Source organism: Bradyrhizobium sp. SZCCHNS2022, assembly GCF_032377575.1.
GTDB classification, from domain to species: Bacteria; Pseudomonadota; Alphaproteobacteria; order Rhizobiales; family Xanthobacteraceae; genus Bradyrhizobium; species Bradyrhizobium aeschynomenes.
This window is the reverse complement of the sequence record NZ_JAUHHZ010000001.1, coordinates 6,845,328-6,859,929: the sequence shown is the minus strand read 5'-3', so window position 1 is coordinate 6,859,929 and position 14,602 is coordinate 6,845,328. Positions and strand designations below refer to the sequence as shown.

The window sequence follows — 14,602 nt, the reverse complement described above, 5'->3', positions numbered from 1 at the left end:
GCCTCATTTGCGGGACACGTTCCAGTACACCGGCGCCGGCGGATTGAGGATGCCGGTGAGATCCGAGCGGGCTGCGCGGAACTGATAGGCCACCGCGATCGGGATATACGGCACGGTCTGCACGGCGCGCTGCTGGATCTGCTCGGCCAGCGCCTTGCGCTCGGCGATGTCGGCGGAGTCGCCGAACGCGGCGCGCAGCTTCTCGATCTCGGCATCGCACGGCCAGCCGAACCAGGCCTTGTCGCAGTTCGAGCGCAGGCCGAGATGGCTGATCGGCAGCATCATGTCGAGGCCGCCGGGACCGGAGATGAAGATCGACCAGCCGCCCTGCCCGACCGGCTCCTTCTTGGCGCGGCGGCTGACGACGGTCGCCCAGTCCATCGCCTGCACGTCGACCTTGAAGCCGGCCGCCTTGAGCTGCTGCTCCGCGACCAGGCTCGCCGGATGGATCTGGGCGTTCTCCGAAGCGTCGAGGATCACGACCGGCGTGCCGTCATAGCCGCTCTCGCGCAGCAGCGTCTTCGCCTTCTCCAGATCGAACGAGGGGAAGCCGGCCTCCGTGTAGTAGGGCGAGGCGCAGATGTAGAACGACCTGCAGGCCTTGATCAGCCCGCCGTCGCCGCCGCCCCAGGCCTCGATGTAGTCCTGCGGATTCACGGCGAGCAGCGCAGCGCGGCGGATGGCGGGATTGTCGAATGGCGGCTGGATCGAGTTCAGCCGGATCTGCTGCGCCACGCCGATCTCGTCCTGGTTGGACACGACCACGTTCTTGCCGGCCTTCGCCACCGGAACGAGATCGGTCGGAATGTCCTCGGCGATATCCAGCTCGCCCTTCTTCAACGCGTCGAGCGCGGTCTGCTGGTCCGGAATGATCAGCCATTCGACGCGATCGAACTTGACGACCTTGCCGCCTGAAAGCCCCGCCGCCGGCTCGGTGCGCGGCACGTAATGCGGGTTCTTGACGAAGACGAGCTTCGAGCCGGGCACCCACTCATCCTTCTTGAAGACGAATGGGCCCGAGCCGGTCTGGTCCGCAAGCGGCTGGCCCGCAGCGGTTGCGGCGATGACCCGGGCCGGGACGATGAAGGGCACGGGAGCGCCGGGCTTGGCGAGCGCATCGAGCACGAAGCCCCAGGGCTCCTTCAGCGTCAGGCTGAACGTCCTGGCGTCGACGACCTCCCACGAGGCGCCGTGGGCATTGAGCATCTGCCCCATCGCATCGGCCTGGCTCCAGCGCTTGAGCGAGGCGACGACGTCCTCCGACGTCACGCTCGCACCGTCGCCGAACTTCAGCCCGTCGCGCAGCTTGAAGGTCCAGATCTTGCGGTCATCGGAGTTGGTCCAGCTGTCGACCATCTGCGGCTTGACCTGGAGCTTGTCGTCGACGGTGAACAGCGTGTCGTAGATCATGTAGCCGAAATTGCGCGCGATCGAATCCGCGGCAATGGTCGGGTCGAGCACCTTGAGGTCGCCCGAGGGCTTGACCTTCAGGACGGTATCGGCACGTCCGGAGGTCGCCGGCAACGTGGCGGCCAGGCAGAGAACGGCGCCTGCCAGAACCTGGCGCAGCAAAGCTCGATGTCGTTTCATCATCATTCCCTCCCGTGATCGTCGGACGTGCGCTGCCGACGTGTGTTAGCTTGAGATCAAGTGCCGATCCTGCGCGCGACGCTCGCCGCTGCGCCGGATGAAGGAGAAGGCGGCCAGCGCCATCCCGGAGACCGGCTCGCGCCCCAGGCTCGCAGGGGAGAAGGTGAGCGCGGTGCCTTGCAGGCCGCCCAGGCGTGACTGGCCGATGGATTCCAGGACGTTGGCGCGATCCTCCGCCGGCAGAGACCCCGGCCATCCGGCGATGACGACGTTCCGCTGCCGATTGAGATTGAGCGCGTTACCGATCGCGAGGCCCAGCCGTCCCAGGCGGGCCCTGATCTCGGCCCGCGCCGGCGCGGAGATGCGGTAGTCGTGAGGCCAACGGTCGCCGCGGTTGATCAGTTCGCTTTCCTGCACCACGAGAATGTCCGCCAGCGCGACGGTAGACACATAGGTTTCGAGACAGCCGGCGTGCCCGCATCGGCAGAGAGCCCCGCCTGGATCGATCACGACATGGCCGATTTCGCAGGTTTCGACATCGCCGCTCTCGGCCAGTTCGTCGACGATGGCCGCGCCGACGCCATGGCCGACGAACACGAAGAAATACGAGCCGCCGAGAACGCCCGTTCCCATCTCCAGCCGATGCCCGACGGCACGCGCGACCATCGAATTGGTCAACCGTGCCGGCGTCTCCGGAAGCTCGCGCTGCAGGAGGTCGTCGAGCCGCGCGACGTCCACTGCAACGATGGGACTGGTGCGCAGATCGGGATCATAGCCCGGGATCGAGACGGCGAGTTGCTCCAGGGCGATGCCGCGCTGCTTGGCCCAGCCGGCGAGATCGCAGACGGCCCGGGTCATCGTCGCCGCGACATCGGCGGCGCCGAGGCCGTCGGGAAGATCGTATCGCTGAGAGTACAGCGTTTCGCCGGCCAGCGTGCCGACGGCGGAGTACAGACTGTTGTTGGAGATCTCGATCGCTGCGACGCGAATCTGATTGCTCAATGTGACGAACTGGCTCGGGCCGCCGCGGTAGGGCGCCGGGCGCCGCGTCTCCTCAATGACGCCCTCGGCCTTCAGATCGCCGATGATGCGCGAGATGCTGGCTTCGGTGAGCGCGACCCCCTGCGCCAGATCCGGCCGGAACGAGCCACCGGAGCACCAGAGGTAACCAAGGACTGCAGATCGCGTATCACGCCGACTGCGGATGAGCCGCACCCCGCTTCCCCATCATTCTTACTTATTGTAAGAATGCTATTCAGCGGGCATGACGCTGTCAATCGGCACGACATCCAGACGAGCCGGCGGACCGGATGACGGGCCTCTCGGCGACCATCTGCCTCCAACCAGAGTGCGCGGGCTGGGACGCACGGCCGGCGCGCCGATCAGGCGCAATACAGGCGGTACAGCGTCTGCAGGATCTCACGGACCTCATGGCTCGCCAGCCGGTAATAGATCGTCTGGCCCTCGCGCCGCGTCGCGACCAGGTCGAGCGCGCGCATCATGGCGAGATGTTGCGACAGCGCCGCCTGGCGCAAGCCCACTTGTTCGGCCAGTTCCCCGACCGCCCGTTCGCCCTCGATCAGGTTGCACAGCACCATGAGCCGCTTCGGGTTCGCCATGGCCGTGAGCAGGCGCGCGGCCTCTTCGGCTTTTTCTTCAAGGCCCGCTACCAGGGCGACCCCGGACTTGCGAGCGACACGCGTTGTCATGATTGTTACTTCTCTATTTTCGCATATAAGCAATAATGCACATAACATCCAATTGCAATGTGCAGACTGCCGGGAGCCCGAGAACGATGATCAGCGAGTATACATTCATAGCGGCGCTCACGGGTGGCGCTCTGATTGGCGCTTCCGCCGTGATGATGATGGGTCTGACCGGCCGAATCGCCGGCGTCAGCGGGATCGCCGCACGCCTGCTGCCGCCCTGGAACGGCGCGATCGCCGGCCGCTTTGCCTTCATTCTGGGTCTGGTCACCGCCGCCCTGGTCGTCCGCCTCCTGGCCGGCGGCCTGCCGCCCCTCAATCTCGAGGCCGGCACGGTCGATCTGGTGGCGGCCGGGCTGCTGGTCGGCTTTGGCGCGGTGCTGGGCAACGGCTGTACCTCCGGCCACGGGGTGTGCGGATTGGCCAGCCTGTCGCCGCGGTCGATGGTGGCCACGCTGGTGTTCATGGTGACTGCGGTCGCGACCACGTTCCTTGCACGTCACGTGATGTGAGGCTGACATGACCGTTCTCACCCAGTTCGTCGTCGGACTCGTTTTTGGACTTGGCCTGCTGCTGTCGGGAATGTCCAATCCTGAGAAGGTGCTGGACTTTCTCGACCTTGCCGCGATCCGCTCCGGCGGCTGGGATCCTAGTCTCATCTTCGTCATGGCGGGCGCCGTGGCGGTGACTTTCGTCGGCTTCCGGCTCATCTTCAGGCGCCAGCGGCCTGTCCTCGACGATCGCTTCCATCTGCCGCCCTCGCAGACGCTGGATTGGCGGATCGCGATCGGCCCCGCCATCTTCGGCATCGGCTGGGGCCTCGCCGGCATCTGCCCGGGCCCGGCCTTCGTGGCGCTCGGCTACGGCTCGCCTGCGATCGTGCTGTTCGTGGTCGCCATGCTGATCGGAATGGCCGCGGCGCGCCTGCTCGCGAGCCGCCAGCCGTCGCACTCCACTGCTGCTTCAGAATGAACAAGAAACGGTCTTCGACGGAGGTTCAAATGTCCAGCATTCCGCATCCGGTCGATCTGTCGGTGAAGCCCGACATCACGCCGTTCTTCGATCCGGCCACCAACACCGTCAGCTATGTGGTGAAGGACCCGAACTCGTCCGCCTGCGCCGTGATCGATTCCGTGATGGACATCGATTATGCGTCCGGCCGCATCGCGCCGCTCTCGGCGGACAAGATCGTCAGCCTGATTAAGGAGCGCGGATGGCATCTGGAATGGCTGATCGAGACGCATGTTCATGCCGATCATCTGTCGGCGGCGCCGTACATCCAGTCAAAGCTGGGCGGCAAGATCGGCATCGGCGACAATATCAGGGTCGTGCAGGAGACCTTCGGCAAGATCTTCAACGAGGGCACTGAATTCCAGCGCGACGGCAGCCAGTTCGACCGGCTGTTCCAGGATGGCGACACCTACCAGATCGGCGGCATGACCGCGTTCGCCATGCATACGCCGGGACACACGCCGGCCTGCATGACCCATGTGATCGGCGACGCCGCATTCGTCGGCGACACCCTGTTCATGCCGGACGGCGGCTCGGCGCGCGCCGATTTCCCCGGCGGCGATGCGCGCACGCTGTATCGCTCGATCCGCCGGGTGCTGGAGTTGCCCGCTGCGACACGGCTGTTCATGTGCCACGACTATGGCCCCAACGGCCGCGACATCCGCTGGGAGACGACCGTCGCCGAACAGCGCGCGCATAACATCCATGCGCGCGATGGCATCACCGAGGATGAGTTCGTCGCGGCGCGGGAGGCACGCGACCGCACACTGGACATGCCCAAGCTGATCATTCCCTCGCTGCAGGTGAACATGAAAGCGGGGCAATTGCCGAGCGCCGACGAGAGCGGACGCCGCTTCCTGAAGGTCCCGCTCAACGCGCTTTGACGACGCGCACCGATCTTCGCACGGGGCCCTCCACCGGGCCCGCAGCCCCCTCCATCGAGCGCCGGACACGTTCCGGCGGAGCATTCCTTCCATGACCTTTTCCGGTGCCGAGCTTGCGCTCGGCTCGCTATCCGGCTCGCTGGTCGGGTTCACGCTCGGCCTCATCGGGGGCGGCGGATCCGTCCTTGCCGTGCCGCTGATGGTCTATCTGGTCGGCGTCGCCAATCCGCATGTCGCAATCGGCACCAGCGCGGTCGCGGTAGCGATCAACGCGGCCGCCAACCTCGCCAATCATGCCCGTTCCGGCAACGTCAAATGGCCGTGCGCGCTGGTGTTCGCGGCCACCGGTGTGATCGGCGCCTTCGCAGGGTCGACCCTGGGCAAAATGGTCGACGGCCAGAAGCTGCTGCTGCTGTTCGCCCTGGTGATGATCGTCATCGGGCTCCTGATGCTGCGCAAACGCGGCGGCGACGGCCATCTGGACGTCAAGCTCTCACGCGACAATTTGTGGCCGCTGCTGGCATTCGGCTTCGGCACGGGAACGTTGTCCGGCTTCTTCGGGATTGGCGGTGGCTTCCTGATCGTGCCGGCCCTGATGTTCGCGACGGGCATGCCGATCCTCTATGCGATCGGCTCGTCGCTCGTCTCCGTCACCGCCTTCGGCCTGACGACGGCCACCAATTACGCGTTGTCGGGACTGGTCGACTGGGCCCTGGCGGCGATCTTTCTGGTCGCCGGCATCGCCGGCGGCCTTGCCGGCGCGAGGCTTGCAGCTCGCCTGTCAGGAACGCGCGGCACCTTGAACAAGGTTTTCGCCACGATGGTCTTTGCGGTGGCAGCCTACATGATCTACCGCAGCGTGATCGCATTGAGCGGGGCCGGCTAGCACCGCACCCAATCGACGACGCCCAGGCGAACACGCGGGCCAAACCGAAAAGAGACGCGCCACGTCGTCGCAGCGCGTCGCTCAGATCGCATCCTGCGGTCAGTTCACGCCGCGTTGCTGCCTTCCTGGCGGCTCGCTTCGAACAAGAACCAGGTGCGCCGCTCGGTCTCGTCGATGAAGTTTTCCAGCAATCCCGCGGTCGCCGGGTCGTCATTGTCGTCGCACACCTCATGCGCCTTCCGCATCGAGGCCGCGATGTGCTTGTTGTCCTCCATCAACTCCCGCAGCATCTCGCCCGGCGGCACATACTCCTCGTTGTTGTCCTTGATGGTCTGCAGCTTGCTGATCTGGCTGATCGATTTGATCGTGGTGCCGCCGAGCTTGCGCACCCGCTCGGCCAGTTGGTCCGTGGTGGCGAAGATCGCATCCGACTGCTCGTCGAGCATCTCGTGATAGTCGTGAAAGTGCCGGCCGCTGACGTGCCAATGGAAATTCTTGGTCTTCAGATACAGCGCGAAGGCGTCGGCAAGCAGCGTGTTCAAAGCTGTCGAAATCTTGTTCACGGCGTCGGGCGACAGATCGGTCGGCGTATCGAGCTCGGGGGCGGTCTTGTCTGTCTTTGCTTTACTCACGGCTGAACCTTCCTGTTAGAACCAGCAATGGACACGGGTGATCGGACCCGTTAACGCTCGCTGACCCTTCAAGTTCCCATCAAGGAACTGTGTTTGCCGGAACCCGCCGCCATGGACGATTGGATCGATTACTACGATTCCACGCACACGATCTATGCGAGCAAGCTGCATCGCGACCTGCACTTCCAGGGGATCGCGCGCGACATCGTCGGCTATATTCCGTCGGCTGATGCCGTCGTGCTCGATTATTCCTGCGGCGAGGCCTTGTCGGCCGCCAAGGTCGCGGACGCCTGCATGACGCTGATCCTGGCCGAGCCGGCGCCGGGCGTGCGTGGCCGGCTGATCGCCCGCTTCGCCCCTAACACCAAGATCCGCGTGCGCTCGCTGGATGAGCTGCGCAACATGCAAGAAGGCTCGATCGACCTCATCGTCATGAACTCGGTCGCGCAATATATGAGCGAGGCCGACTTCGATGCCGCGCTGGCGGTGATCCGGCGGCTGCTGAAGCCGTCGGGGCAATTCGTGCTCGGCGACGTGCTGCGCCCGGACGTCGGGATGGGGCGAGACGTGCTTGCATTGCTGAGGTTCGCCGCGCGGGACGGCTTCCTCAAGGATGCGCTGGTCGGCCTGGTCGCCACCGCGCTGTCCGATTACCGGCAGCTGCGGACCAAGGTCGGCCTGCAGCGCTATAGCGAGGCCGACATCCTGGCGCGGCTGAAGAGGGCCGGTCTGATTGCCGTCCGCGCGCCCAAGAACATCGGCCACAATCCGTGGCGGATGACCTTCGTGGCACGTCCGGCGACGGGAACCGCCTGACCTCCCGCCCGCTGGAACCGAACATCCGGCAATTGGATTAGGGTTAACTGAAACACGGGCTGGTTCACGCCGCCGTGAGAGGTAAGATCGCCCCCGGCCCGGTGGCGGAAGCTACGACGCGAAGAGCGGTGCAACGCTCTTGAACCTGGTTCAAGTCCAGGCCGGGCCTCCAGCCTTCGCGGCTTTCGCAGCTTCGGCTCGGCAAGCCAGCGCTCACGGGCCGGCTTCCGCCCGTCCCGGCCAAATTGGCCGTTGATTTCGGCCCAAAACCCTTTTCGCTCAGAGGAAACTGGTCTAAAGACCGCTCGCGCGCGAGCACTGGTCGCGCCTTGGCCTTCCCTGGGCCTGTGGGGGACGCGCGGCACGCGCGCCCTTTTTTTGTGCCCAATTCTCTGCCGTTTCTTGCCCGTGAGCTTGAATGCCGAAACGCACTGACATCTCGACCATCCTGATCATTGGCGCCGGTCCGATCGTGATCGGCCAGGCCTGCGAATTCGACTATTCGGGCACGCAGGCGGTAAAGGCGCTCAAGGAGGAGGGCTACCGCGTCGTCCTCGTCAATTCCAATCCGGCCACGATCATGACCGATCCGGAATTGGCCGATGCGACCTACATCGAGCCGATCACGCCCGAGATCGTCGCCAAGATCATCGAGAAGGAACGTCACGTCATCCCCGGCGGCTTCGCGCTGCTGCCGACCATGGGCGGGCAGACCGCGCTGAACTGCGCGCTGTCGCTGCGCCGGCAGGGCACGCTGGAGAAGTTCGACGTCGAGATGATCGGCGCCACGGCTGACGCGATCGACAAGGCCGAGGACCGCCAGCTGTTCCGCAACGCCATGGAGAAGATCGGGCTGCAGACGCCGAAGTCGCGGCTCGCCAACGCCTCCGCGCTGAAGAAGCAGTACCGCGACAAGTACTACGCCGAGCGCGAGAAGCTGTCGGGCGCCGAGCGCGACGAGCTCGACCGGCAATGGACGCTCGGCGAGAACGAGCGCCGCAAGCGGTACCAGGAGCACGCGCTCGGCCAGGCGCTGATGGCGCTGTCCGAGATCGGCCTGCCCGCCATCATCCGTCCCTCCTTCACGATGGGCGGCACCGGCGGCGGCATCGCCTACAACAAGGAAGAATATCTCGACATCATCGAGCGCGGTCTCGACGCCTCGCCCACCAACGAAGTGCTGATCGAAGAGTCGGTGCTCGGGTGGAAGGAGTACGAGATGGAGGTCGTCCGCGACAAGAAGGACAACTGCATCATCGTCTGCTCGATCGAGAACCTCGATCCGATGGGCGTGCACACCGGCGACTCGATCACCGTCGCGCCGGCGCTGACGCTCACCGACAAGGAATATCAGATCATGCGCGACGCCTCGCTGGCGGTGCTGCGCGAGATCGGCGTCGAGACCGGCGGCTCCAACGTGCAGTTCGGCGTCAACCCCGCCGACGGCCGCATGGTCGTGATCGAGATGAATCCGCGCGTGTCGCGCTCCTCGGCGCTGGCGTCGAAGGCGACCGGCTTCCCGATCGCCAAGGTCGCCGCCAAGCTCGCGGTCGGCTACACGCTGGACGAGATCGCCAACGACATCACCGGCGGCGCGACGCCGGCCTCGTTCGAGCCGACCATCGACTACGTCGTGACCAAGATCCCGCGCTTCGCCTTCGAGAAATTCCCGGGCGCCTCGACCACCTTGACGACATCGATGAAGTCGGTCGGCGAGGTCATGGCGATCGGCCGCACCTTCCAGGAGAGCCTGCAGAAAGCGCTGCGCGGCCTGGAGACGGGTCTCACCGGCCTGGACGAGATCGACATCGAAGGTCTCGGCCGCGGCGACGACAAGAACGCAATCCGCGCCGCCCTGGGCACGCCGACGCCGAACCGCCTGCTGCAGGTGGCGCAGGCGATGCGGCTCGGCTGGACGGACGAGGACATCTTCAACTCCTGCAAGATCGATCCCTGGTTCCTGGCGCAGATGCGCGGCATCGTCGAGATGGAGGACAAGGTCCGCCGTCACGGCCTGCCGCCGAATGCGAGCGGAATGCGCACGCTGAAGGCGATGGGCTTCTCGGACGCGCGGCTCGCGGTGCTCGCCAACAGCACCGAAGCCGAGGTCGCCGCCAAACGGCACGCGCTCGATGTCCGTCCGGCGTTCAAGCGCATCGACACCTGCGCGGCGGAGTTCGCCTCGCCCACCGCCTACATGTATTCGAGCTATGAGACGCCGTTTGCCGGCGCACTCGGCGACGAGAGCGCCCCGTCCGACAAGAAGAAAGTGATCATTCTCGGCGGCGGCCCGAACCGGATCGGCCAGGGCATCGAGTTCGACTATTGCTGCTGCCATGCCTGTTTCGCGCTGGCCGATGCCGGCTACGAGACCATCATGGTCAACTGCAATCCGGAGACGGTGTCGACCGACTACGACACCGCCGACCGGCTGTATTTCGAGCCGCTCACCGCGGAGGACGTGCTCGAGATCATCGCCACCGAGCGCAAGAACGGCACCGTCCACGGCGTCATCGTGCAGTTCGGCGGCCAGACGCCGCTGAAGCTCGCGCGCGCACTGGAAGCCGCAGAGGTGCCGATTCTCGGCACCTCGCCGGAAGCCATCGACCTCGCCGAGGACCGTGACCGCTTCAAGCGCATCCTCGACAAGCTGCATCTGAAGCAGCCGAAGAACGGCATCGCCTATTCGGTCGAGCAGGCGCGCCTGGTGGCGGCCGATCTCGGCCTGCCGCTGGTGGTGCGTCCATCCTACGTGCTGGGCGGCCGCGCGATGCAGATCATCCGCGAGGACAACCAGCTCAGCGACTACCTGCTCGGTACCCTGCCCGAGCTGGTGCCGGCCGACGTCAAGGCGCGCTATCCGAACGACAAGACCGGCCAGATCAACACGGTGCTCGGCAAGAACCCGCTGCTGTTCGACCGCTATCTGTCGGATGCCACCGAAATCGACGTCGACTGTCTTTCCGACGGCAAGGACACCTTCATCGTCGGCATCATGGAGCACATCGAGGAAGCCGGCATCCACTCGGGCGATTCGGCTTGCTCGCTGCCGCCGCACTCGCTCGACGAGGCCACCATTGCCGAGCTGGAGCGGCAGACCCGCGAGCTCGCGCTCGGGCTCGATGTCGTCGGCCTGATGAACGTGCAATATGCGATCAAGGACGGGGCCATCTACGTGCTGGAGGTCAATCCGCGCGCCTCGCGTACGGTGCCCTTCGTCGCCAAGGTGGTCGGCACGCCGGTCGCCAAGATCGCGGCCCGAATCATGGCGGGCGAAAAGCTCGCTGATTTCGGCCTGACCAAGCGCGCGCTCAAGCATGTCGGTGTCAAGGAGTCGGTCTTCCCGTTCGCCCGCTTCCCCGGCGTCGACACGGTGCTCGGCCCGGAGATGCGCTCGACCGGCGAGGTGATGGGCATCGACCGCTCCTTCGCGGTCGCCTTCGCCAAGAGCCAGCTCGGCGGCGGCACACGCGTGCCGCGCAAGGGTACGGTGTTCGTCTCGGTGCGCGAGAGCGACAAGGCCCGAATCACCGAGGTGGTGCGCATGCTGCACGAGCACGGCTTCAAGGTGGTCGCGACCTCCGGCACTCAGCGCTTCCTGGTCGATCAGGGCGTCCCGGCCGAGAAGATCAACAAGGTGCTGGAAGGCAGGCCGCACATCGTGGACGCCATCACCAATGGCGACATCCAGCTGGTCTTCAACACCACTGAAGGTCCGCAGGCCCTGGCCGACAGCCGCTCGCTGCGGCGCGCTGCCCTCTTGCATAAAGTGCCGTATTACACCACTCTTTCGGGTGCCGTGGCGGCTGCGCAAGGTATCCGTGCCTATCTCGGGGGAGACCTTGAGGTCCGCACCTTGCAGAGTTACTTTTCCGAAAACTAATCGCGTCGCGCGGGCGAGAGCCCGCTAAGCGGTTGGCAACAATCGGCAATAAGCCATCTCGGCAGGAACTCGCCGCCTTGTTCGATGTTGGTCCGGCCTTTGACGGGTCGGCATGGCCCGGCTTTTCGGCTTTGCTTTGAGCCGCGAAGGCCTATTCTGAAGATGCTGATCGTGCGCACGCTTTGTCCGCACGACTGAAGGACGAGAAGAGATGGTCGAAAAGGTTCCTATGACCGCGGGCGGCTACGCCGCGCTCGAGAACGAGCTGAAGCAGCGCCAGTCGGTGGACCGCCCGCGCATCATCGAGCACATCGCCGAGGCGCGCTCGCATGGCGACCTGTCGGAGAACGCGGAATACCATGCCGCCAAGGAAGAGCAGTCGCACAATGAGGGCCGCATCGCCGAGCTCGAGGACAAGCTCGCCCGCGCCGACATCATCGATGTCGCCAAGCTCTCCGGCGATACGATCAAGTTTGGCGCGACGGTGACCCTGATCGACGAGGACACCGAGAAGAAGACGGTCTGGCAGATCGTCGGCGAGGTCGAGGCCGATGCCAAGAAGGGCCGGATCTCGATCACGTCGCCGCTGGCGCGCGCCTTGATCGGCAAGAAGATGGGCACCACCGTAGAGGTCATGGCGCCCGGCGGCGCCAAGTCCTACGAGATCGCCAAGGTGGAATGGCGCTGAGGCGCTGACGTTAGATTGTCCACCAGAGGCCGAGCAACAGGGCTGCGCGAAGGCGCGGCCCTTCCTCGTTTTGGAGGATCCCGAGGGCGAGGGCCGTTCGGCAGCATGCGGTCAATTCCTCGGGACCGGAAGATTCATTGCGGTGACGGGGTTTAGGTAATGAGCTAGTGCAGGACGGGCGAACAGTGCCGCTCGGATCGGCGCGGCGTTCGCTTACATCATGATGTTTTCATTGGGGGATGATCAGACATGGAGCAGATGCTCTCGAAATGGCAACCGGCTGCGCTCAGCCTGTTTCGCTTCATCACCGGCCTGCTGCTGTTTCAGTATGGCGTGGCCAAGATCTTCAAGTTTCCGGTGATTCCGTATTTCGCGAACGTCCCGCCGCTGATCTACACGGCCGGCATGATCGAGCTGGTGCTCGGCGCGTTGCTGATGGTCGGTCTGCTCACGCGGCCCGTCGCGTTCATCCTCTCGGGCCAGATGGCCTTCGCCTACTTCCTCGGCCACATGTTCAAGACCGGCGAGCCGGTCTGGCTGCCGCTGCTGAACAACGGCACTGCGGCGATCGCGTTCTGCTTCTCGTGCCTGTATCTGGCGACAGCCGGCGGCGGGCCGATCAGCCTGGACGCGCTGCTGCGCAAGAAGTCCTGATCTCACGTCGTCATTCCCGGGCGATGCGCCAGCATCGAACCCGGAATCCCGAATTGAGTGTGCGATCTCGAGATTCCGGGTTCAGCCCCTTATGGGGCTGCCCCGGAATGACAGCGGGCTTAGCCGCGTCCCTTGACCTCGAGCGGCACCGCCGCCTCATACTTCGAATTGTGCAGCACCAGCGACGTCCGCACGTTGCGCACGTGCGGCGCCGCCGTCAGATGCGTGACGAATTCCTGGAAGGTCGCCATGTCAGGCGCGACGCATTTCAGGATGAAGTCCACCTCGCCCGACAGCATCCAGCATTCCCGCACCAGCGGCTCGGCGCGGACGAACTCCTCGAACGCCTTCAGGTCGGCATCCGCTTGGCTCGACAGGTGGACCGCGGCAAACACGGTGACGTCGAAGCCGAGCTTGCGCGGGTCGAGCAGGCCGCGATAGCCGGTGATGTAGCCTTCCTCCTCCAGGGTGCGAACGCGGCGCAGGCAGGGCGGCGGCGAGATGCCGACCCGCTTGGCCAATTCGACATTGGTGATCCGGCCATCGGCCTGGATCTCGCTCAGGATTTTGAGATCGATCTCGTCAAGATTCTTGGACACAGGGGGAGCGGGGTCTGGCGGGAACTTGCGGGAGGCACGGCCCCCGGGCGGATGGCAACTCTCTTAGCGCACACCGGTCAATTTGCGCAATTTTATTACTCTAGATTTCCCCTGTTGACCGGGTCGTGAAGGGAAAATTCGCCGAGATGCGTTGCAATTCTTGCATAGCTTGCCAGATGGCTTAGACTTGGATTTGACATTTTCGATGGGGCTTCGGGGGCGTTTGGTCCACGCATTCCGCTCGCTGCGTCGTCAATCCTCCCTTTTCCAGCGAGTCATCGACCCCATGCAAGCTCCGATCCATGCCAAAGTTGTCATCATCGGTTCCGGCCCTGCCGGCTACACGGCGGCGATCTACGCGGCACGAGCGATGCTGGAGCCGGTCCTGATTCAGGGCATCCAACCCGGCGGACAGCTCACCATCACCACCGACGTCGAGAACTATCCGGGCTTTGCCGACGTCATCCAGGGCCCCTGGCTGATGGAGCAGATGGAGAAGCAGGCGACGCATGTCGGCGCCCAGATCAAGACGGACCTCGTGACCAAGCTCGAGCTGGGACAGCGCCCGTTCCGACTGACCTGCGATTCCGGCGACGTCTATCTGGCGGAGACCGTCATCCTCGCCACCGGCGCCCAGGCGCGCTGGCTGGGGTTGCCGTCGGAGGAGACGTTCAAGGGCTTCGGCGTGTCGGCCTGCGCCACCTGCGACGGCTTCTTCTATCGCGGCAAGGAGGTCATCGTGGTCGGCGGCGGCAATACCGCGGTCGAGGAGGCGCTGTTCCTGACCAATTTCGCCTCCACCGTCACGGTCGTGCACCGGCGCGATCATTTCCGCGCCGAGCGCATCCTGCAGGAGCGCCTGTTCAAGCATCCCAAGATCAAGGTCGTGTGGGACAGCGCGCTCGACGAAATCTGCGGCGCCAGCGCGCCGTCGAAGGTGACCCATGTCCGGCTGAAGAACGTCAAGACCGGCGCGCTGACCGAGCTACCTGCCGACGGCGTGTTCGTGGCGATCGGCCATGCGCCAGCCACGGAGCTGGTGGCAGGTCAGTTGAAGCTGAAGCCGTCCGGCTATGTCGAGGTGGTGCCCGGCTCGACCGCGACCTCGGTCCCCGGCGTGTTCGCCGCCGGCGACGTCGCCGACGAAACCTATCGGCAGGCGATCACCGCCGCCGGCATGGGCTGCATGGCGGCCCTCGAAGCCGAACGCTTCCTCGCCCATGCCGCGAGCGAACGCGCCGCTGCGGAATGAA

At 65.0% G+C, this 14,602-nt stretch carries 14 protein-coding genes and 1 tRNA gene; 10 read left to right on the top strand and 5 right to left on the bottom strand.

Features of this window, described 5'->3' with window-relative positions:
- Positions 1-3: 3 nt before the first annotated feature.
- From QXZ94_RS30690 to QXZ94_RS30680, 3 genes are all read right to left on the bottom strand, one after another.
- The gene (locus tag QXZ94_RS30690) at positions 4-1,590 is read right to left on the bottom strand and encodes an ABC transporter substrate-binding protein (protein WP_315724723.1); all 1,587 of its coding nucleotides are present in this window, start codon (positions 1,588-1,590) and stop codon (positions 4-6) included.
- 45 nt (positions 1,591-1,635) lie between these two features.
- Positions 1,636-2,805 carry an ROK family transcriptional regulator gene (locus QXZ94_RS30685; RefSeq protein WP_315724721.1) on the bottom strand — a complete coding sequence of 390 codons (1,170 nt, stop codon included), beginning with the start codon at positions 2,803-2,805 and terminating at the stop codon, positions 1,636-1,638.
- A 167-nt stretch (positions 2,806-2,972) separates the two neighbouring features.
- Positions 2,973-3,299, bottom strand: a complete 327-nt coding sequence (locus QXZ94_RS30680; RefSeq protein WP_315724718.1) for a metalloregulator ArsR/SmtB family transcription factor — start codon at positions 3,297-3,299, stop codon at positions 2,973-2,975.
- 86 nt (positions 3,300-3,385) lie between these two features.
- Here QXZ94_RS30680 and QXZ94_RS30675 point away from each other — a divergent pair, with 86 nt between their 5' ends.
- From QXZ94_RS30675 to QXZ94_RS30660, 4 genes are all read left to right on the top strand, one after another.
- Positions 3,386-3,808, top strand: a complete 423-nt coding sequence (locus tag QXZ94_RS30675; protein WP_315724716.1) for a YeeE/YedE family protein — start codon at positions 3,386-3,388, stop codon at positions 3,806-3,808.
- Between the two features lie 7 nt (positions 3,809-3,815).
- Entirely contained in the window at positions 3,816-4,268 is a 453-nt protein-coding gene (locus QXZ94_RS30670; protein WP_315724714.1) for a YeeE/YedE family protein, read from the top strand.
- A gap of 29 nt (positions 4,269-4,297) precedes the next feature.
- Positions 4,298-5,191 (top strand): MBL fold metallo-hydrolase, encoded by an 894-nt coding sequence (locus QXZ94_RS30665; RefSeq protein ID WP_315724712.1) that lies wholly within the window; start codon positions 4,298-4,300, stop codon positions 5,189-5,191.
- 91 nt (positions 5,192-5,282) lie between these two features.
- Positions 5,283-6,077, top strand: coding sequence for a sulfite exporter TauE/SafE family protein (locus tag QXZ94_RS30660; protein WP_315724710.1), 795 nt, complete (start codon positions 5,283-5,285; stop codon positions 6,075-6,077).
- A 104-nt stretch (positions 6,078-6,181) separates the two neighbouring features.
- Here QXZ94_RS30660 and QXZ94_RS30655 read toward each other — a convergent pair whose 3' ends face one another.
- Entirely contained in the window at positions 6,182-6,709 is a 528-nt protein-coding gene (locus tag QXZ94_RS30655; protein ID WP_315724708.1) for a DNA starvation/stationary phase protection protein, read from the bottom strand.
- A 111-nt stretch (positions 6,710-6,820) separates the two neighbouring features.
- On the opposite strand from QXZ94_RS30655, the gene QXZ94_RS30650 reads away from it, so the two are divergent.
- From QXZ94_RS30650 to QXZ94_RS30630, 5 genes are all read left to right on the top strand, one after another.
- Positions 6,821-7,525, top strand: coding sequence for a class I SAM-dependent methyltransferase (locus tag QXZ94_RS30650; protein ID WP_315724706.1), 705 nt, complete (start codon positions 6,821-6,823; stop codon positions 7,523-7,525).
- Between the two features lie 95 nt (positions 7,526-7,620).
- Positions 7,621-7,697: transfer RNA gene (locus QXZ94_RS30645), tRNA-OTHER, on the top strand.
- 246 nt (positions 7,698-7,943) lie between these two features.
- Entirely contained in the window at positions 7,944-11,408 is a 3,465-nt protein-coding gene (gene carB, locus QXZ94_RS30640) for a carbamoyl-phosphate synthase large subunit (protein WP_315724704.1), read from the top strand.
- Between the two features lie 211 nt (positions 11,409-11,619).
- Positions 11,620-12,096: a transcription elongation factor GreA gene (greA, locus tag QXZ94_RS30635; RefSeq protein WP_172109902.1), complete on the top strand. Its 477-nt coding sequence runs from the start codon at positions 11,620-11,622 to the stop codon at positions 12,094-12,096.
- A 249-nt stretch (positions 12,097-12,345) separates the two neighbouring features.
- Positions 12,346-12,750 (top strand): DoxX family protein, encoded by a 405-nt coding sequence (locus QXZ94_RS30630; RefSeq protein ID WP_315724701.1) that lies wholly within the window; start codon positions 12,346-12,348, stop codon positions 12,748-12,750.
- A 119-nt stretch (positions 12,751-12,869) separates the two neighbouring features.
- On the opposite strand, the gene QXZ94_RS30625 is transcribed toward QXZ94_RS30630, so the two are convergent.
- Positions 12,870-13,349 (bottom strand): Lrp/AsnC family transcriptional regulator, encoded by a 480-nt coding sequence (locus tag QXZ94_RS30625; RefSeq protein WP_315724700.1) that lies wholly within the window; start codon positions 13,347-13,349, stop codon positions 12,870-12,872.
- Positions 13,350-13,635: 286 nt separating this feature from the next.
- Between QXZ94_RS30625 and trxB the strand changes: the two genes are divergently transcribed.
- On the top strand, positions 13,636-14,601 hold the full coding sequence (trxB, locus tag QXZ94_RS30620) for a thioredoxin-disulfide reductase (protein WP_315724698.1): 966 nt from the start codon (positions 13,636-13,638) through the stop codon (positions 14,599-14,601).
- Position 14,602: the final 1 nt, after the last annotated feature.